Origin of the sequence: Dysosmobacter sp. Sow4_B12 (assembly GCF_052116665.1) — a bacterium.
Taxonomy (GTDB): domain Bacteria; phylum Bacillota; class Clostridia; order Oscillospirales; family Oscillospiraceae; genus Oscillibacter.
The window spans coordinates 61493-79987 of the sequence record NZ_JBQKKR010000001.1 but is presented as its reverse complement, the minus strand read 5'-3'; the positions used below and the strand labels follow the sequence as shown (position 1 = coordinate 79987).

20 protein-coding genes and 1 tRNA gene are annotated in these 18495 nt (G+C 57.5%); 2 read left to right on the top strand and 19 right to left on the bottom strand.

The annotated features are described in order from the left end of the window. Positions 1 to 58: 58 nt before the first annotated feature. From clpX to ACTQ4R_RS00390, 13 genes are all read right to left on the bottom strand, one after another. Positions 59 to 1378, bottom strand: a complete 1320-nt coding sequence (gene clpX / locus ACTQ4R_RS00450; protein WP_441624766.1) for an ATP-dependent Clp protease ATP-binding subunit ClpX — start codon at positions 1376 to 1378, stop codon at positions 59 to 61. A gap of 40 nt (positions 1379 to 1418) precedes the next feature. Beyond that, positions 1419 to 2003, bottom strand: a complete 585-nt coding sequence (locus ACTQ4R_RS00445) for an ATP-dependent Clp protease proteolytic subunit (RefSeq protein WP_441624764.1) — start codon at positions 2001 to 2003, stop codon at positions 1419 to 1421. A gap of 129 nt (positions 2004 to 2132) precedes the next feature. Next, the gene (gene tig / locus ACTQ4R_RS00440) at positions 2133 to 3503 is read right to left on the bottom strand and encodes a trigger factor (protein WP_441624762.1); all 1371 of its coding nucleotides are present in this window, start codon (positions 3501 to 3503) and stop codon (positions 2133 to 2135) included. A gap of 90 nt (positions 3504 to 3593) precedes the next feature. Next, a complete protein-coding gene (locus ACTQ4R_RS00435; RefSeq protein WP_441624760.1) occupies positions 3594 to 4280 on the bottom strand; it encodes a metallophosphoesterase in 687 nt (228 codons plus the stop codon). A gap of 67 nt (positions 4281 to 4347) precedes the next feature. After that, positions 4348 to 5835 carry a threonine synthase gene (gene thrC, locus ACTQ4R_RS00430; RefSeq protein ID WP_441624758.1) on the bottom strand — a complete coding sequence of 496 codons (1488 nt, stop codon included), beginning with the start codon at positions 5833 to 5835 and terminating at the stop codon, positions 4348 to 4350. A 32-nt stretch (positions 5836 to 5867) separates the two neighbouring features. Next, entirely contained in the window at positions 5868 to 6245 is a 378-nt protein-coding gene (locus ACTQ4R_RS00425) for a YraN family protein (RefSeq protein WP_441624757.1), read from the bottom strand. Continuing rightward, positions 6224 to 6868: a ribonuclease HII gene (locus ACTQ4R_RS00420; RefSeq protein WP_441624755.1), complete on the bottom strand. Its 645-nt coding sequence runs from the start codon at positions 6866 to 6868 to the stop codon at positions 6224 to 6226. The genes ACTQ4R_RS00425 and ACTQ4R_RS00420 overlap by 22 nt, the downstream gene beginning before the upstream one ends. After that, a complete protein-coding gene (gene ylqF, locus ACTQ4R_RS00415; RefSeq protein WP_441624753.1) occupies positions 6865 to 7737 on the bottom strand; it encodes a ribosome biogenesis GTPase YlqF in 873 nt (290 codons plus the stop codon). The genes ACTQ4R_RS00420 and ylqF overlap by 4 nt, the downstream gene beginning before the upstream one ends. Before the next feature lie 34 nt (positions 7738 to 7771). After that, the gene (gene lepB / locus ACTQ4R_RS00410) at positions 7772 to 8362 is read right to left on the bottom strand and encodes a signal peptidase I (RefSeq protein ID WP_441624751.1); all 591 of its coding nucleotides are present in this window, start codon (positions 8360 to 8362) and stop codon (positions 7772 to 7774) included. A 10-nt stretch (positions 8363 to 8372) separates the two neighbouring features. Then, positions 8373 to 8957, bottom strand: coding sequence for a signal peptidase I (gene lepB, locus ACTQ4R_RS00405; RefSeq protein ID WP_441624749.1), 585 nt, complete (start codon positions 8955 to 8957; stop codon positions 8373 to 8375). Between the two features lie 123 nt (positions 8958 to 9080). Next, on the bottom strand, positions 9081 to 9422 hold the full coding sequence (rplS, locus tag ACTQ4R_RS00400; RefSeq protein WP_441624747.1) for a 50S ribosomal protein L19: 342 nt from the start codon (positions 9420 to 9422) through the stop codon (positions 9081 to 9083). 138 nt (positions 9423 to 9560) lie between these two features. Beyond that, entirely contained in the window at positions 9561 to 10154 is a 594-nt protein-coding gene (locus ACTQ4R_RS00395) for a site-2 protease family protein (RefSeq protein ID WP_441624745.1), read from the bottom strand. Continuing rightward, the gene (locus ACTQ4R_RS00390; protein WP_441624743.1) at positions 10141 to 10932 is read right to left on the bottom strand and encodes a M23 family metallopeptidase; all 792 of its coding nucleotides are present in this window, start codon (positions 10930 to 10932) and stop codon (positions 10141 to 10143) included. Before ACTQ4R_RS00390 ends, ACTQ4R_RS00395 begins: the two co-directional genes overlap by 14 nt. A gap of 262 nt (positions 10933 to 11194) precedes the next feature. On the opposite strand from ACTQ4R_RS00390, the gene ACTQ4R_RS00385 reads away from it, so the two are divergent. Then, a tRNA-Pro gene (locus ACTQ4R_RS00385) sits at positions 11195 to 11270 on the top strand. A 65-nt stretch (positions 11271 to 11335) separates the two neighbouring features. Here ACTQ4R_RS00385 and ACTQ4R_RS00380 read toward each other — a convergent pair. The 6 genes from ACTQ4R_RS00380 to ACTQ4R_RS00355 all read right to left on the bottom strand — a co-directional run bounded on the left by ACTQ4R_RS00380 (position 11336) and on the right by ACTQ4R_RS00355 (position 17755). Then, positions 11336 to 13045: a recombinase family protein gene (locus ACTQ4R_RS00380; protein WP_441624741.1), complete on the bottom strand. Its 1710-nt coding sequence runs from the start codon at positions 13043 to 13045 to the stop codon at positions 11336 to 11338. Positions 13046 to 13137: 92 nt separating this feature from the next. Continuing rightward, positions 13138 to 13281 (bottom strand): hypothetical protein, encoded by a 144-nt coding sequence (locus ACTQ4R_RS00375; RefSeq protein ID WP_325195414.1) that lies wholly within the window; start codon positions 13279 to 13281, stop codon positions 13138 to 13140. Positions 13282 to 14098: 817 nt separating this feature from the next. After that, on the bottom strand, positions 14099 to 14806 hold the full coding sequence (locus ACTQ4R_RS00370; protein ID WP_441624738.1) for an antirestriction protein ArdA: 708 nt from the start codon (positions 14804 to 14806) through the stop codon (positions 14099 to 14101). Further along, positions 14793 to 15878: a DNA cytosine methyltransferase gene (locus ACTQ4R_RS00365; RefSeq protein ID WP_441624736.1), complete on the bottom strand. Its 1086-nt coding sequence runs from the start codon at positions 15876 to 15878 to the stop codon at positions 14793 to 14795. The genes ACTQ4R_RS00370 and ACTQ4R_RS00365 overlap by 14 nt, the downstream gene beginning before the upstream one ends. A 1-nt stretch (position 15879) precedes the next feature. Further along, on the bottom strand, positions 15880 to 16221 hold the full coding sequence (locus ACTQ4R_RS00360; protein WP_441624735.1) for a DUF7768 domain-containing protein: 342 nt from the start codon (positions 16219 to 16221) through the stop codon (positions 15880 to 15882). Between the two features lie 52 nt (positions 16222 to 16273). Then, complete coding sequence (locus ACTQ4R_RS00355; RefSeq protein ID WP_441624734.1) at positions 16274 to 17755, bottom strand: ParB/RepB/Spo0J family partition protein; 1482 nt, start codon at positions 17753 to 17755, stop codon at positions 16274 to 16276. 527 nt (positions 17756 to 18282) lie between these two features. Between ACTQ4R_RS00355 and ACTQ4R_RS00350 the strand changes: the two genes are divergently transcribed. Further along, positions 18283 to 18495, top strand: a complete 213-nt coding sequence (locus ACTQ4R_RS00350; RefSeq protein WP_441624733.1) for a hypothetical protein — start codon at positions 18283 to 18285, stop codon at positions 18493 to 18495.

Here is an 18495-nt window from a genome sequence, read left to right as displayed (position 1 = left end):
TCCTTTACAGGGGTGGAAATGAAACAGGAGACGCCATGCGGCGTCCCCTGTTTTCTCATTAAGACGCCGACGCGGGGGTGGAAGAGCCAGAGGCCGGCTTCTCGCCCTTGCCGGTGTTCAGTTTCACGGAATAGCTGACTTTGTTGGGGTCCCGGGTCAACTGCGGTTGTCCCTTCCCCTCCACGCAGTCACGAGTGACAAGCACCTTCACGATAGTGGGGTCAGAAGGCACCTCGTACATGATCTGGGTCAAGAGCCCCTCCATTACGGCTCGCAGGCCCCGGGCGCCGATATTCCGGGCGATGGCCTGGTCGGCGATGGCCTCCAGGGCCTCCGGCTCAAATTCCAGGTCCACGTCATCATATTCCAGCAGCTTTTTATACTGCTTGACCAGGGCGTTTTTGGGCTCCTGCAGGATGCGGACCAGGTCCTCCCGGCGCAGGCCGTTCAACGGCGCGATGACCGGCAGGCGGCCCACCAGTTCCGGGATAATACCGAACTTTAAAATGTCGTGGGGCTGGACCTCATGAAGGATTCTGCTGAGGTCCTTATCCTTCCTGCCTTGAACATTGGCGCCAAAGCCGATACTCTTCTGGTCCAGGCGCTTTTCGATGATCTTTTCCAGGCCGTCGAAGGCACCGCCGCAGATGAATAGGATGTTCTTGGTGTTCACCTGGATGAACTCCTGGTGAGGGTGCTTTCGGCCGCCCTGGGGCGGCACATTGGCCACAGTTCCCTCCACGATCTTCAAAAGGGCCTGCTGCACGCCCTCGCCGGACACATCCCGGGTGATGGACGTATTTTCGCTCTTGCGGGCGATCTTGTCGATCTCATCCACATAGATGATGCCATGCTCCGCCCGCTCCACGTCAAAATCAGCTGCCTGCAGCAGGCGCAGGAGAATATTCTCCACGTCGTCGCCCACATAGCCGGCCTCCGTCAAGGTGGTGGCATCGGCGATGGCGAAGGGGACCTTCAAAATTCTGGCCAGAGTCTGGGCAAACAGAGTCTTGCCGGAGCCGGTGGGGCCCAGCATCAAGATATTGCTCTTCTGGAGCTCCACATCCTCGTCCCCGCCGAAGAAAATGCGCTTATAGTGGTTGTACACCGCCACGGACAAAGCCACCTTGGCCTCGTCCTGGCCGATGACGTACTGGTCCAGCACGTCCTTGATCTCCCGGGGCGTGGGGAGCTGGTCGGGCATATCCTCCAGGGCATCGGACTGCGCGTCGTCAAACCCATCGTCCAGGATGCTCATGCACAGGTGGACGCACTCGTCGCAAATACGTACACCGGGGCCCTGGATCATCCGGTGCACTTGATTTTCATGCTTGCCGCAGAAAGAGCACCGGAGCGTCTTCTTGCCGTCGTCGTTCATGGTTATACCTCGGTTTCTGGGAATTTAAGAGAAGTCCAGCTTACTTCTTGGCGGTAATGATCTTATCCACCAGGCCAAAGTCCTTGGCCTCCTCGGCTGTCATCCAGTGATCCCGCTCAGACGCCTCTTTGACCTCTTCCGGTGTCTTTCCGGTGTTTTCAGCCATAATTTGATTCAGCTTATTCTTGATCCGCAGGAAATGCTCCACGTCGATCTCCATATCGGTGACCTTGCCCTGGGTACCGGCAGAGGGCTGGTGGATCATGATCTCGGCGTTGGGCAGGGCGATGCGCTTGCCCTTGGTGCCAGCGGACAGCAAAAACGCGCCCATGCTGGCGGCCATGCCCACACAGATGGTGGACACATCGCACTTGACGTACTGCATGGTGTCATAAATGGCCATACCGTCGGTGACGGAGCCGCCGGGGCTGTTGATATACAGCTGGATATCCTTGTCGGGATCCTGTGCCTCCAGATACAAGAGCTGGGCCACTACCAGACTGGCGGTGGTGGCGTTGACCTCCTCGCCCAGGAAAATGATGCGGTCATTCAGCAGCCGGGAAAAAATGTCGTAGGACCGCTCTCCGCGGCTGGTCTGCTCCACTACATAAGGGACTAAACTCACTTTCGAAAACCTCCGATCTTTTGTGGCCTGGCCAGTGCTATTGGCCCTATAAACCATTCTCTCATGATACCACAGGCACCATGAGAGAATGTGTCGAATCTGTAAAATGTCGCAGGAAAAGATTCGGGCTTATTCGGCCTCAGTCTCGCTCTTAGCCTCAGTCTCAGTCTCTTCGGCTTCCTTCTCGGCCTTCTTGGTGGTCTTCTTGGCGGTCTTCTTCTCGGGCTTGATGGCGGTGGCGCTGTCCACGACCACGGCCACGGCCTTCTGGGTCAGAAGCTGGTCCTTCACCTGGTCGGCCTGCAGATACTTCTTCACCATCTCCAGGTCCATGTTGTACTGCTCGGCCATCTTCTTAAACTCAGCCTCCACGTCCTCGTCGGAGACTTCCAGCTTCTCAGCCTCGATAATGGCAGCCAGGGCCAGGTCCAGACGCACCTGACGCTCGGAGGGCTCCTTGGCGTCAGCCAGGAGCTTGGCCTCGTCCATGCCGGTCATCTTCATGTACTGGTCATAGGGGATACCCTGCTGGGCGATCTGCATCTTGAAGTTGTCCAGGAACTGGCGGGCCTGGTTCTCGATCATGGCGTCGGGAACATCGGCGGTGATGTTGGCAGCCACCTGCTCCATCAGAGCGTCCTCAAAGGCCCGGTCAGCGTCCTTCTGCCGCTCCTCAGTGATCTTCTTCTTCAAGTCAGCCTTCAAGTCCTTCAAGGTGTCGAACTCGCTGACATCCTTGGCAAACTCATCGTCCAGCGCGGGAACTTCCTTCTCCTTGACCTCGTGGACCTTCACCTTGAACACAACGGCCTTGCCGGCCAGGTCAGCGTGGTAGTCCTCGGGGAAGGTGATGTCCAAATCCTTCTCCTCGCCGGCCTTCATGCCCACGACCTGCTCCTCAAAACCGGGGACAAAGCTGTGGGAGCCCAGCTCCAGGCTGTAGTTCTCGCCCTTGCCGCCCTCAAAAGGCTTGCCCTCCAGGAAGCCCTCAAAGTCGATGACGGCGGTGTCGCCCTCCTTGGCCTCACGCTCCACGCTCACCAGGCGGGTGTTGCGGTCGCTGAGCTGCTTGAGGCGCTCGTTGACGTCGGCGGCGGTGACCTTCACCTCGTCCTTCTCAGCGGACAGGCCCTTGTACTGGCCCAGCGTCACCTCGGGATACACAGGCGTGGTAGCCTTGAAGGTGAAACCGTCCTTCGTGCACTCGCCCACCATCTCCACCGTGGGATAGCCCACCACGCGGAGCTCCTGCTCCTTGACGGCAGCCTCATAGGCCTCGGGGAACGCGTTATTGATAGCCTCCTCGAAAAACACCTCTGCGCCGTACATGCCCTCAATGATCTTGCGGGGGGCCTTGCCGGGACGGAAACCCGGAACGTTGATCTTCTTGCGCATCTTCTGATATGCCTTTTCGATGGCGGCCTCAAATTCTGCCGCGCCGACCTCGATGGTCAGAGCGACCTGACTTTTTTCGACTTTTTCGCAGCTTTTTACACTCATTATGTTAACTCCTCCGTTCATCACCGATCAAATGCCGGTGCGAATAGATATTTTAACAGAAAATTCTTGAAAAATCCAGCCTTTTTTCCGTTAATCACAAATTTTTTTCGGAACAAATCCCAAATAGTCCCCGGAGATCAAAGAAAAGGCCGTTTCGCCCCGCTGCCCCTCCACTCTGCGGCGGATGACAGGACCGTGGAGATGGCCGTAGCAGCACTGCTGTACCCGGTATTTTGCAAGCAGATTCAAAATCTCCGGACACTCATACCCCTGGTACAAAGGCGGGTAATGGAGGAAACACAAAATGGGCTTCCCCCCCGCCGCCTTTAGACTGGTCTCCAACCGCATGACCTCCCGGTTGAGGACCTTGGCGTTGTGAGGCTTCTGCTCCTCCTCCAGGAACCACCCCCGGGTGCCGCACAGGGCGTAATCCCCATAGGCGCGGCAGTTGTTGTGGAGAAAATCAAAGGTGGTGAAGCCCTTCTCCGCGAAGAAGGCGCTCATTTTGGAAACCGTGGACCACCAATAATCGTGGTTTCCCTTCACCAGCAGTTTTTTGCAGGGGAACTGCTCCAAAAACCGGAAGTCCGCCTCCGCCTCCGCAAGGTCGATACCCCAGGAGGTATCTCCCGCCAGCACCAGGGTATCCTCCGCCGTTAAGGCGGACAGGCTCTCCCCGATGCGGTCCATGTAGTTTTCCCACGCGGGGCCAAACACCTCCATGGATTTGTCAGCGGTTAGGGAGAGGTGCAGGTCCCCGATGGCATAGAGGGCCATAATGCCCCCCTCCTTTCCTTCCTGCTCATGCGTTCCCAGCCGGGTCTCGGCAGGGCGCAGAAGAGCATTACTTCAAAAAGTCCAGCACCACGTTTTCCATATTCTGCTTTTCAGCCGTCAAGTCAAAGCGGCGGGCCTTGCCCTTCAGCGCCGCAAGCCGCTTGGGCACGGGAACGCCGGACACCTCGTGCAGCTGGTCCAAAAGCTCCATACCGTCCCCCGCCGGAGTCTCGCCGATGGCAGTGAGGACGTGATTGCAGAACTTGTAGGGAGAGGCGGTGGAGACAAACACCGTCACAGCCTCGTCGCCGGTGGCGGCGCGGTACTGCTCCATGACGTTCACCGCTACGGCAGTGTGGGTGTCAATGAGATAGCCGTGCTTGCGGTAGTACTCCGCGATGGTGGCCGCTGTGCCCTCCTCGCCGCAGAAGCCGCCCCAGTACTGCTCCGCGAGCTTTGCCTTGATGGCGTCAGACACCTCGTATTTTCCATCCTTCGCTAAAGCATCCATGTATCCCCGGACCTCGGCGTCGTTCTCGCCGGAGAGGTCGAAGAGCAGACGCTCCAGATTGCTGGACACCAGGATGTCCATGGAGGGGCTCATGGTGGTGTGGAAGGGGCGGTTGCGGTCATAGACGCCGGTGCGCAGGAAGTCCGTCAGCACGTCGTTGCGGTTGGAGGCGCAGATGAGCTTGCCCACAGGCAGGCCCATGCGCTTTGCGTAGTATGCCGCCAGGATGTCGCCGAAGTTGCCGGTGGGCACGCAGAAGTTCACCTTCTGGCCCATGGTGATCTTCCCATCCCGCAACAGGTCACAGTAGGCGGAGATGTAATACACCACCTGGGGCAGGATGCGACCCCAGTTGATGGAGTTGGCGGAGGAGAGCACATAGCCCCGGTCCGCCAGGGTATTCCGGATATCCACATCGGAGAAAATGCGCTTCACGCCGGACTGGGCGTCATCGAAGTTGCCCACCACGGCGCACACGCCCACATTGTCTCCCTCCTGAGTGACCATCTGGGCCTCCTGGACAGCGGAGACACCGTCCTTGGGATAGAACACCAGGATCTTCGTCTGCGGCACATCGGCAAAGCCCTCCATGGCGGCCTTGCCGGTATCGCCGGAGGTGGCCACCAGAATGCAGACGGTCTTGTCCTCCCCGGTCTTTCGGAGGGCCGCGGAGAGCAGCTGGGGCAGCATCTGCAAGGCCATATCCTTGAAGGCGGAGGTGGGGCCGTGCCACAGCTCCAGGCAGTGGGTAGTCTCGTCCACGGTGCGGACGGGAGCCACGGCGTCCGTATCAAATTTTCCGCCGCCATAGGCGTTTTCCGCGAAGGCAGACAGCTCCTCATAGGTGTAATCCGTCAGATAAAGGCCCATGACCTTGGCGGCACGCTCCTGATAGCGGGCGCGGACCAGGCTCTGCAAAAACGCCTCGTCGATCTGGGGGATCTCCACAGGGGTCAGCAGGCCGCCGTCCCGAGAAAGGCCCATCTTGACGGCCTCCGCCGCCTCGTAGCGCAGCGTGCAGTCCCGTGTGCTGTAATATTTCATGTTGATTTCCTCGCTTTCTCTCGGGAAAAGTCTTATTGGAACGCGTCCATCAAGTATTCCAGCTTGACAACGCGGTGCCCTTCATCTGTATAGACCTCCGCCACATCAAACCGGGCGGGGGCATCCAGGTCATGGGTGCTGAGGTAGCAAGCGGCGGCTCTGCGCAGCCGTTCCTGCTTCCGGGCGTCCACAAACTCCCGGGGCAATCCGATGGCTCCGGCGGAGCGGAGCTTCACCTCCACAAAGCAGATGGTGCCCCCGCGGTCTCTTGCCACCAGGTCCAGCTCCCCGAACCGGCAGCGCCACTGGCTGGCCAGGAGGGTGTAGCCCTTTTTCCGCAAATACCGGGCAGCCTCCGCCTCCCCGGCATTGCCTGCGCTTCTGGCGGTCATGGCTTTCTCTGCTCCCATTTCTTCAAAAATGTCCTCCGGTGCTGGGGACAGGGGCCAAACCGGTCCAGCATCTCATAGTGGAGCTTCGTGCCGTAGCCCTTGTGCTTTGCGAACTGGTACTGGGGATACTGGCTGTCCAGTTCCGTGGACACGTATCGGTCCCGGCTGACCTTGGCCAGAATAGACGCCGCCGCGATAGAGGCGCTCTTCCCGTCGCCGCCCACGATGGTAACGTGGGGCGCCTGGATGGCGCAGCGGCTGCCGTGGTCCCGGTTGCCGTCGATGAGGCACAGGTCCGGCTGGACAGTAAGCCCGTCGATAGCCCGGGTCATTGCCAGCATCCGGGCGTTGAGGATGTCCATTTCGTCGATCTCCGCCGCCTCCACCCGTGCAACACTGTACGCCACCGCCTGGGCGGTGATCAAGTCAAACAGGGCCTCCCGTTTTTTCTCCGTCAGCTTTTTGGAGTCGTTGAGTCCGGGGATGTCCAGTTCTTTCGGCAAAATGACAGCGGCGGCATATACCGGCCCCGCCAGAGGTCCGGCTCCCGCCTCGTCCACGCCGCAGACGGCGGAAAAGCCGTTTTCCCATTGTTCACGCTCATAGGTCCAAAGGTCCATCGTGTCGTTTTCCTCCGTCATTCCGGCAGCTCCAGGGTGAACCGGCCCAGCTTGGCGCCCCGGAATTCGTCCAGCAGGATTTTCGCCATCCGCTCCGTGTCCACATCGCCGCCGGAGACCAGGAAGCCCCGCTTCCGGCCCGCCGCCTCCAGCAGGCGGTAACCCCAGGCCACATCGTTCTCCCCGTCCTCCCGGACCGGGATGGCAGGCAGCTTATAGGCGGCTTTCAAGGCGTCGGGGTAGTTCTCCCCCAGATAGGCCATGAGGTGACAACCCAGGGTCTCCACGTCCAGAATATCATCCTTCACAGCGCCGGTGTAGGCCAGGTTCAGTCCCACGCTCTGGTCCTCAAACTTGGGCCAGAGGATGCCGGGCGTGTCCAACAGCTCCAGTCCCTTGTCAATGGGCACCCACTGCTTGGAGCGGGTGACGCCGGGACGGTCCTCGGTCTTGGCGGTCTTGCGGCCCGCCACTTTATTGATAAACGTGGACTTGCCCACGTTGGGGATGCCCAGGATCATGACACGGACCACACGGCCCGCCATGCCCTTTTCCGCGTAGGCGCGCAGCTTGTCCGCCAGCAGTTCCCGGACGGCGGCGGCGAATTTCGCCGTGCCCATGCCGCCCTTGGCGTCGGATTCCAGCACGGCGTAGCCCTTGCCGCGGAAATAGGCGGCCCAGCGCTTTGTGGCCTCCGGGTCCGCCTGGTCCACCCGGTTTAACACCACCAGCCGGGGCTTCCCCGCCGTCAGCTCGTCCACATCCGGGTTCCGGCTGGACACCGGAATACGGGAATCCAGGATCTCACACACGGCGTCCACGTTTTTGATCTGCTCCGCGATCATGCGCCGGGTCTTGGTCATATGACCGGGATACCATTGAATATTCACAAAAACCTCCATGCGCTGACGCGCTCATGAAAACTTAGGCGATCACGCCGATGCGGCTCAGCTCCTTCTTCCCCGTGGCCTCATTGGCACCGGGGAACGCCAAAAATACCGCCTTGCCAATGACATACCGGGTATCCACAGTACCCAGCCGGGAATCCCGGCTGTCGCTGGAACGGTTGCGGTTGTCACCCATGACGAAAATACTGCCCTCCGGCACCGTCAGGGGAAATTCCGTGCCCTCCTCTAAATAGGTGGGCTCGTTGATATAATCCTCCTCCAGAGCCTGGCCGTCCACGTACACCACGCCGGCGTCAAAGTCGATGTCCACTGTCTGCCCCTCTGTGGCAATGACCCGCTTGACAATAGGCTCCTCCAAAAAGGCCTCTTTCCGCAGGACAACAATGTCACCATACTTGTAATCGCTGTACAGCATGGAGTTCAGCACCAGCAGCCGGTCTCCGTCCTGCAATGTAGGGACCATGGAGTGTCCGTCCACGCCGATCAGGCGGATGACGAAGGTGAACACCAGCACCACCGTCAGCACGGAGCCCACCAGGGCCTGGACCCATTCATACAGTTCCCGGCTGTTTTCTTTTTTATTTTCTTCCTGTTGCTTTTCCCGCATGATTTGCTCCTCACAGTCCGCCGATGCGGCCGAAGTCACGTTTGCCGGTCTCCGCGGTCTTGCCCGGGAACACCAGCACCACCGCCTTGCCGATCACACAGCGGACATCCACCGGCCCCAGGTCGGGATAACGGCTGTCCATGCTGTTGTTCCGGTTGTCCCCCAGCAGGAACAGGCAGCCCTCCGGCACCGTGATGGGAAATTCCAGTCCCTCGTCCAGATAGGTCGGCTCCCGGATATAGTCCTCCTCCAGAGCCTGGCCGTCCACATACACCACGCCGGCGTCAAAGTCGATGTCCACTGTCTGCCCCTCTGTGGCGATGATCCGTTTGACAATGGGCTTTCCATCCTCAAAGTATTCCTTTTTTATCACCACAATATCTCCGGCCTTCAGCTCTCCCGCCAGATGCCGGTTCACCGTCAGCAGGATATCTCCGTTTTGCAGAGTCTCCCGCATAGATTGCCTTTCCACACGAACGATACGGACCACCAGGGTAAAAACCAGCACCGTGGCCAGCACCACGCATACCAATGTCCGCAGCCAGCTGTACCAGCTCTGGTCCTCCCGGGACTCCTTTTCCATGATGTCATCCATAACCGCAATCCTCTTCCAGTTTAATTTAAATAGTATAACAAAGAACCGGATGAATCACAAGAGCTTTTCCCCGTCAAGCAAACAAAAAAGAGAGGCGTAAACGCCTCTCTTCTTGTCTCTTTCTTAGAGCTTCTCCTTGACCTTGGCACCCTTGCCCACGCGGCCACGCAGATAATACAGCTTGGCACGGCGGACGTCGCCGCTGCGGACGACCTCGATGGTGGCAATGGAGGGAGAGTGAACGGGGAACACCTTTTCCACACCGATGCCGTAAGAAATGCGGCGGACGGTGATGGTCTCTTCGATGCCGCCATGCTTCTTGGCAATGACGGTGCCCTCGAACACCTGGATACGCTCACGGGAGCCTTCCTTGACCTTCACGTGCACGCGGACGGTGTCACCGATCTGGACGCTGGGCACTTCGTTCTGCAGGGTTTCCTTGTTCAGTTCTTTGATGAGATCCATGGATTTTCCTCCTAAATTATAGGTGTTCATGCCGCTTTTCCATGGCACAATGGCGCTTTCAGCGCGTGCACGGCAGAGGACCGCCCTTTTGTAGCCATGATAGGATACCATAATTGCACGCTCATTGCAAGCATTATTTTACAAAAAAGTGCGCTTTCCCGCAAGTTCTCTCCCGGCGGAGGCTGCAAACCCCACCACTGCCGGCAGCAGCCACAAGCTGCCTCCCGTCTTTATCATGAGCCAGACAGTCCCGCAGGCCAGCAGCGACGCCGTCAAAAAGCTCACACATTCCGCGGCCTGCTCCCCCGCCGCCGGTCCCGCCGCCCAGCTGACTGCCAGAGCCAACGCCCTGCCGCCATCCAGCGGGCGCACCGGAAGCAAATTGAATAGGCCCAGCACTACTTGAGCACCGGCCGCCTCCAGCCACGGCTCCCCTGCCGCAGCCAACAGCACGCCCGCGGCCAGATTGACCGCCGGCCCCGCCAGCACCGCCAACAGCTCTCCGCCGTAAGAAAGCCGCCCTACCGTCCGCATCTCCGCGCCGAACACGCTGATCTCCACAGACGCCACTCTCGCCCCCATGAGCCGCAGCGCCAGCCAGTGGCCAGACTCGTGGAGGACAGCGGCAGCCAGGACCGCCGCCAGCAGCTGCCAGCCATTGGCATAGAGAAACCATCCCAGCAGCAGCCAGAAGCCGCCGCTGACCTGCAATTTTTCTCTAAACAGCCACATAGTAGACCGGGTTTAGATACACTCCGTCCCGGTGGAGCTCAAAGTGCAGGTGCGGCCCCGTGGCAATGCCGGTATCCCCTACCCGCGCAATGGTCTGTCCCAAGCTCACCTTGGTGCCGGAGGAAACTTCAATGCGGCTGCAATGGGCGTACAGCGTATCATAGCCTCCCTCGTGGGAAACAATGAGGTATTTGCCGTAGCTGCTGCTCTCTCCCACCGCTTTCACGGTCCCGTCCGCAAAGCAGGCGATAGCCATCCCCGTGTCTGCCGCCAGGTCGAGCCCGTAGTGGAACCGCTCCTCTCCCTCTGTGGGATGCTCCCGGTATCCGAAACCGGAGGAGATCGTCCCAACCACCGGCGTGCAGTAGGCAAAGCCCAAAATAGCCTGCTCCATGCTGACCTGTTCCGGCAGATTCTGATCAGAATAGAGCACAAGGGCCAGCGCTCCGGCGCCTGTCTCACCATCGGCTGCTTCTCCGCCTTCTCCGGTCTTCTCCCGTTCTGTCCGAAAAGCGCGCAGGCTGTCCATGGCACGGTTTTTGGAGAGCCCGGGCACTTCCTGCAGCAGCACCGCTGTTTGCAGCGCTTCACTCCGCTCCTGGGGATGGAATACCGCCTGGTAGACTTCATCCAATGTCTTGTCAACAGGCTTTTCTCCGGCCGCCGCCTGCCCCACTGCGGAAAATACCTCCCGAATGTCCATATTCTGTTCCAACACGCTCTGCAGCCTCGTTCGCGCGCCCTCCAAATGGCCGGGCAGGAGCAGTTTTGCTGCCACGATCAAGATAAAGATTCCGCCGCAAGCAACCAATTGCGCCAGCCAGCGCCGTTCCCGGGTGCTCAAGTCCGTCTTCCGGACAGCCGCCCCGCTGCTTCGAATCCGTTTTTCAACCGAAAACGTGTTTTTCTTCCGCCGTGTCCGCCGTATAGCCATACCCACCCCTCCCTTTCTTCGGTCTTCTTTTAAACCTATGAGAGGTTTTTCCGCAATATGACCTTGACATTGCATTGGAAATTCCGTATAATAGTTGTCGCTGTATCCGGGTGTAGCGCAGTTGGTAGCGCGCATGGTTCGGGTCCATGAGGCCGTGGGTTCGACTCCCGCCACTCGGACCATGCGGAGTGTCCTTATAGGATCTGAGTATCCTGTAACGGGCACTCCGCATTTTTTATTTCCAATCTTATACCGCAACCTCTGCCGGGGCGTAGCTTAATGCTACGCCTCGTCTTGTTTCCAGCAGAATATCCCGCTCAGGGATTTTCCGGCGATCCGGCACCTCAAACACGCCGATGCAGTTGTAGTGGATTGTCACCCGCTGGTTGGTTACACCATCCTCCTTGACCGCTGGATATACCTCAATGTGGTCTATCAGTTCGGCTACCATGCGCTTGGTGATTTTAGTGGCGTCCGTATAGCGGCGTACCGTTTCCAAAAAGTCCTCCACATCCATACGCTTTTCGTCCAGCTTTTTCACTTCCAGCCGCAGGGTCTTAATACGCCCGGCGTTTTCACCCTGCTCCTGTTCATAACGCTTTGCCATTTTCGCAAACCGGGCATCGTCAATCTTGCCGGAAACATTGTCCTCATACAGCCGTTCAAAGAGCGTATCCAATTCCCGGTCACGGGCCAGTAGCGCATCCAGCTCCCGCTTTTTGCGTACCCGCTCGTTTTCAGCCACCTTTGCCGAGCGGCCCACCATAGCCTTGATAAAGTCGTTTTCATACTCGTTGGCGAAACAGGCCAGCCGATGCACCTCGTAGAGAACGACTTGCTCCAAGAAGTCCAGACGGATATAGTGGGTAGACGAGCATTTACGCAGTCCCGAATTATGATTTTGGCAACTGAAAAACTTGATGTCATGGTTATTCTGATTAAAATGGAAGTTCAAATTGCCGCCACACTCGGGACACTTCATCACGCCGGAAAAAACGCTTGGCTCTTGGGTAACGGTAGGACGCTTGCGCCGTGTCCCGGCTTTCAGCGCCTGTACCTTTTCCCAAGTAGGCCGATCAATGATGGCCTCGTGAACATTGAGGAAGATCGCCCGGTTTTCTTCCGGGTTTTCAATCCGCTTTTTCATCTTGTAGGATTTGGAGTAGCTTTTGAAGTTGATCACATCGCCACAATACTCTTGTGTGGTAAGGATTTTCTTGATTGTGGTGTGCCCCCACTTGGTAGGCTCCAAGGTGCTCTTGGAGCCGCCCCGGCTTGTACCCTTGCTGCGCCAGTAATAGGTAGGATTGACGATGCCATCAGCACCGAGAGCGGCGGCGGTTTCAGCCAGTCCGTATCCCTCCAGCGCCATGCGGTAGATACGGCGCACCACATCGGCAGCTTCGGGATCGACCACCCAAAAGCGGGGATCGTCCGGGTTTTTGATGTAGCCATAGGGCGGCGGTGAAAGCGGAATACCAGCGTTGCCTTTCATCTTGTTGACGATCCGGCGCTTCTTGGAAATGTCCTTGGCGTAGTATTCGTTCATGATATTTTTGAACGGGGTGAAATCGTCCTCGCCCTCGTCACTATCCACGCCATCCGACACAGCCACCAGCCGCACATCATGGAGCGGGAAAAACTCCTCGGTCAGCTTGCCGACCTCAATGTAGTTGCGGCCCAGCCGGGACAGGTCTTTGACGAATACCGCCGAGATATACCCGGCTTCGATTGCGGTTATCATTTTCTGAAAACCCGGACGCTTCATGGTAGTGCCGGTAATGCCGTCATCCACGAAGAAGATCGTGTCCGAATATCCCTTGTCCTTGGCGGCCTTTTGCAGTATCTTTTTCTGATTGCTGATGCTGTTGGACTCGTTGTCCATGTTATCGTCACGGCTCAAGCGGCAATAAAGAGCGGCTGTGCCGAGGGTAATTTTCTTACTTGACTGTTTCAAAATATCCTCCTTCCCGCAGTCAAGCAAGAGGTTTTATCCTATCTATATTATACCTCTGCCGACCGCCCATGTTAAGGATGTCGATGGAGCAGTTATGCTGGTTCTAAATCAGCCAGCATCAGTTTCAAAAGAATGTCACGCATAGGCTCGCCCTCGTCTTTGTAGACAGGCGTGACAATGAATGTGATTTTTCCGACTTGGTATGTATATTCTTCTCGGCAAGTTGCTTCGGCCATAGCGCACTCCTTTCGTGACAGTAAAACAATCTGCGATCCGTATTCCCGTTGTCCGCTGGGGAAACAGAAAAAGCCAGCGCCCGTAAAGAGCGCTGGCCTTTCGCCTTTCGCCACCTCCTCGGGGCAAGTTGTCCCAAGGTAGTCGGGAGCGCCACGCACATTTCCTTGGCCCGTCATAAGACAGCAATACTCGGCGCGACGCTCCCGCTGGGGTGCGGCGGCCCGGAGGGGCAAGCGGCCAACTTGTCCGGTTGCGGATCGTGGCCGTGGGGTGGCTTGTCCCACTTGCGGCGCTGGTGTTGTTCGCTCGTTCTCCCCTATCAGGCCCCCCGAAAAGTCAAAGACTTTTTGGGGAGAGGAGGAGCTGCGGAATGATTGAGCTTTCACGCTTGCGTGGAAGCGAAAGAAAACTGCAGAATTGCGGATTTTGGCACCGTGGTAGAAACTTGCTCTCCGTGACTGCAAACTTTCTCTCACTTCCGTCCGCCACTTTTTTGGAAAACTGCAACCACAAAAGTTTGTTTCTCTTTTTCTGCTACTACTAATCCTGTAAAGGGCATTCCTGCCCGCTTTCGCTAAAATGACACCGGACGCAGTGGTTTCTACCCGGTGTTGGAGAAATCCTTTCTCTTTGCCCTCTACTACGGGTAAATGCTCCAAATGCCAAACACCAGGGCAGAAAAAGGCAAGCCCCCGAGCGGTCAGCTTCGACGCCTTTACCGATACGGCAATCGTGCGCCGGGAAATATCCTCGTCTACCAGCCGTCATCGCCTCCTCTCTGGTAGAAATATGACCTCGGGACAAAATGTCCCAAGGTCAGCGGTCATCATGCTCCTTTCTCGGGTGCAGGCGTTCGCCCTCCAAAGAGGAACGGTCTATGACCTCCTTGTAGGCCGCCATCTGCTCCCGGATATTCAATTTGGGGTACGCAAAAATGCGGTGTTCGGCAGGAATATCCTCGATGCCGTGGTACACCTCCTTAAAGTCGCCGCTGCGGGTCAGATAGCCCGTGGGGGCGAAGTGGCCGCCCTCGTTGATCCGCATATCCCGCCCATAGGCTTCAAAATCGAAGTAGGGCAGCACATTATCCGGCACATCCAACAGCTCCATGTCCTCTACATAGATGCGCCCCAGCGTTTCATCGTCGGTCACGCCGGGGTGCAGATCGTAGCAGTCCAGATTGTGAACAAGGTTGATGATGTCCGCCACGCTGGAAGTATGGTCGCCCTTATTGAGTACGGCCTCCAGCGTTTCGATCTCGTCGCTGTCCAGCTCGGAAATGAGATGCGCCAGATGGTTCAGCTCGTCCAAGTTTTCATACTCGGTGAGATAGTCGTATAAGCCCATCACATCGCCGTCAAAGGCGGTGATGAAAAGCTCCTCATACCGCACACCGTCCACGCCGATGTTCTTTAAGAGCGATTGCACCTCCTCCGTGGTAGCCGGAAATTTCAGCGTTTCGCCCACAAGCTGCCCCTCGGAGTATTTGCCGAGGTTGGTAATGTAGGCTTCAAATACCGTCATTTGCACCTCCTTTTGTCAGCGCCTCCGCGATCCCCGCCATGATGTATTCGGCACAGGGCAGCGCGATGGCATTTCCCAATGCCCGGTAACGGTGGGAGGATAGAATTTCCTCGCCGTCCGCGCCGTACCTTGTCCAGCCCTCCGGCAGCCCCATGAGCCGTTCACATTCCGTTTCCGTGGGAAAGCGGACGCAGCCCCCGGAGGGATCGTCCTCATACCAAAAGGCAAAGGGCGAAATGCCGCCCGCTAACAGAGTGGGAAAAGGGTCAGTTGGCAGTCCGAAGCTGTTTCGGAACGCTGTTTCCGTCCGCTCCTTGGCGGATGCCCGCATACGGAAGCATTGAAAGGGTCGGGTAACTGGTACGCGCCGCCCTGCTTCAATAAAAGAGCCTCGATCTCCGCAGGCGGCGGGCAGCCCGCTATCTCTGCCAGATGCAGAAAGTGACTGCATTGTGCGGGGCTTAAAAAGTATTTCGTGGGAGCGCCGTCCTCCAAAGTCTGCCACAAGAAAGATACGCTGCCGTCGTGCCAGCCGGGGGCTTGCCCAATACTGGGCATCCATGAGCCGCCAAGAGAGGTCAGGCGTTCGCCCTCGCACCATTCCGGCTCCTGCCCATCTTCCAGAAGCAGGCATTGAAACATCGGCGTCTGTGAAAGCGGATAGGACGGCTCTAAAATCCATCCGGTCATTTGATGAAAACGCTCCCATGACGTTTTCCCAAACAGCGATTGCTGGAAATAGACCATTTGTCGCCTCCCTCATTTCACGGATAATGCGGATGGCTTGAAAAAACAGGCTGGACTTTTCTCCCGCAAGCCCCTTGCGGTTGCCGATTTGCGAGAGATTTTGACACGGTGAGCCAAAGGTGATGATATGGACGGGCGGGAGATCCCGCCCGTCCAGCTTTGTCACATCCCCCAAGTGAACCATATCGGGAAAGTGGCGCTTGGTGATGGAGATAGGGGCTTTTTCAATCTCGCTTGCCCATACTGGCTCAATGCCGCAGCGCACCGCCGCCAGCGGGAACACGCCGATCCCGTCAAACAGGCTCCCCAGCCGGAGCGCCGTCATCTTATCTGCGCCCCTGTCCCTTGACGGTCAATATGCCCTCAAGGGTAGTGGCGGTGATCCCCAGCCGCTGGGCAACGGCGATGTCGTTCTTCATGGCCTCGGTGACGGTATGACCGCACACCACCAGCACATGAGAGCGGCGGAGCAGGTCGCGCCCCATGTCGATACCGCTCTTATGCTCCTCGGGAACGGCGTCATTGAGGAAAAGCGGCTGATAGAGCGTCGGGCAGATAGGCGAAAAGCCCGCCTCATACACCGTGCGGCAATACTGCGCCGCCAGCTTCATGTTTTCGTGGTCGCTGCCGCACCATGCGGCGGTGATATACGCGAGGGGTCGTTTCATTGTAAAAACCTCCATTCATAAACGAAAGACCTCGGGACAAAAAGTCCCAAGGTCATTTTTCAAGATCCGTTTTCTTTTCGGGCTTGCCCAGCTCGGGCGGTTGCTTGGCTTTCCAGTCATCCAGCAGAGAAATGATCCTGTCTTTCATTTCCCTCGGGGACTTGTCCTTGCCGAAATACTTTTCCAGTTCCGCACTATTGATGATCACCTTGTCTACCTCCTTTTTCTCCTGCGACAGAATACCGTCGATCACATCGCCGTTGAGCCTGCCGTCCTTGTCCAGCTCCCGCATTTTCTGTGCCTGCGACAGCGAGGGCGAGGACTGCTGCCCCTCGATGGACACGGCGATATACCTCTGATTTTTGGGGCGGATGAATGAGATCTCCACCGCCGGGGTGAACGCCAGCTTTTTCTCGTCCACCATTTTCTGCAAATCCGGCACAAGCTCGGTCAGGCGGATATACCGCTGCACCTGCTTGTAGTTCATGCCGTTGCGATCTCCTACGACCTGCGTGGAGCGTTTTCCGGCATCCTTGTCCTCCTCGCCGGGGCGGCTGCCTTGGTGCTTGATGGCCTCCACCTGCATTTTGAGTGACTGCGCCTTTTCCGTGGGCAAAATGCGCTCACGGTGGCGGAGATTGTCATCCGTCATGGCGAGGATGGCTTCATCGTCCGTCATGTTGCGGACGATACACGGCATATTCGCAAATCCGGCAAGCTCGCTTGCCCGCTGGCGGCGGTGGCCTGCGATGATCTCATAGCCGCCATCCTCACGGGGACGCACCAGCGCAGGCTGATTGACGCCCGCTGCCTTGACCGACTCCACAAGCCCCTGCATCTCCGCATCGTCCCGGACACCAAAGGGATGATTTTTGAACGGATGCAGGTCAGACAGATTGAGATAGACGATCTCCTCTTTTTCGGCACGGGTGGCGTCACGGGGCGCAGACGGCTCCGGCGTGACCTCCGTGCCAGCGGGAGCGCCGCCCTTATCCACGGCAGGCTTCTCCGGGGTGGGCTTGCTTTGGGACTTTTTGTCCCGAGGTTTGGGCGGCTTGGCCTTATCGGGAGCGGCCTTGCCCTCCTTGGGCGGACGCCCTCTGCCTGGTTTGGTGGTCTTGTCCTTTTCCGTGGGTGGCTTTTGCTTGACCGCCTTTTTCTCCTCCTCGGCCGCCTCGTCACGGGCGGCGGAAAAATTCAACACCTTGCCGGAATGTGCCGGGGTAGGATCGTCCTTGCCGGGAGTGAGCGGCTGCTCCTGTTCCTTTTCAGCCTTGGGGACTTCGGGCGCGGCAGGCTCCTCCACCTCGGCGTGGGTAACAGCGTCGGCGGGATCGGGTACGGCCTCGCCCATTTCAAAGAGTGCGGCTTGTCCCTCATGCTCCAAAATGAGCTGTTCCTCTACGGTCAGCGCCTCCGGCCCCAGCGGGGCGGGAGCGGTGGCATCGGCCAGATCGGGAGCGGGGTTGGGCTGCTCCGGGACCTCGGTGGGAGTACCCACATCGGGGCTGATGGTCTTTTTATCGTCTGCCACTAAAAAACCTCCTTTGTTGTGAAATGAAAAAAACCAGCCCGATGGCTGGCAGCAGATAGGGTATCTCCTCCTTTCAGATTGTGGTGTATGAAAACGCCACCCATAGTCTCTCTGGGTGGAATTTACAATTTATTATTTTCTTTTTCGACCTATTGTGATATAATTACATTGTCAGTACGAGCGGTCAGATCAGACTTCGTTTGGCTCGTGATCAAAACGCGGGCGGCATCGTACCTATGGGTAAGGATGCATTTTCTCCGGCAGAAGTGCCATCAGCACCTCGTCACCCCGACACAGTGACACACGAACACGGTAACACTGTGACTGCACTTGTAGTCAGTATGTATGTGTGTTTCGTTGTGACCGTGTCAAGTGATTTGGTGTTAGACCGAGCAGAACAAACTGTTTGGGAAGTCGGATTTGTGCTGGTGTGATTTTAGGATATAAGGCTGCAATATCTCCTTGTTGTTGGCGGATGGGAAGTCCCCTCAATTTTGAGGGCCAATAATAACAAGGAGGTGAATTCCGTGAAGAAAGCGGACAAGCCCAATATTGTCATCAATATCAATGTTTACGGTGACAATAACAAGGTTTCCACGAATGAGACTCGCTCTCATGTTCCTGTTGCTGTGATCATCATTGTACTGATTGCAGTAGCCGTACTGGCTGTATCCTTTTGCTGCCCTGAACTACTTCCCGATTTTGTCCGTTGGATAATCGGTAAAGTAGTCAACAGCTAA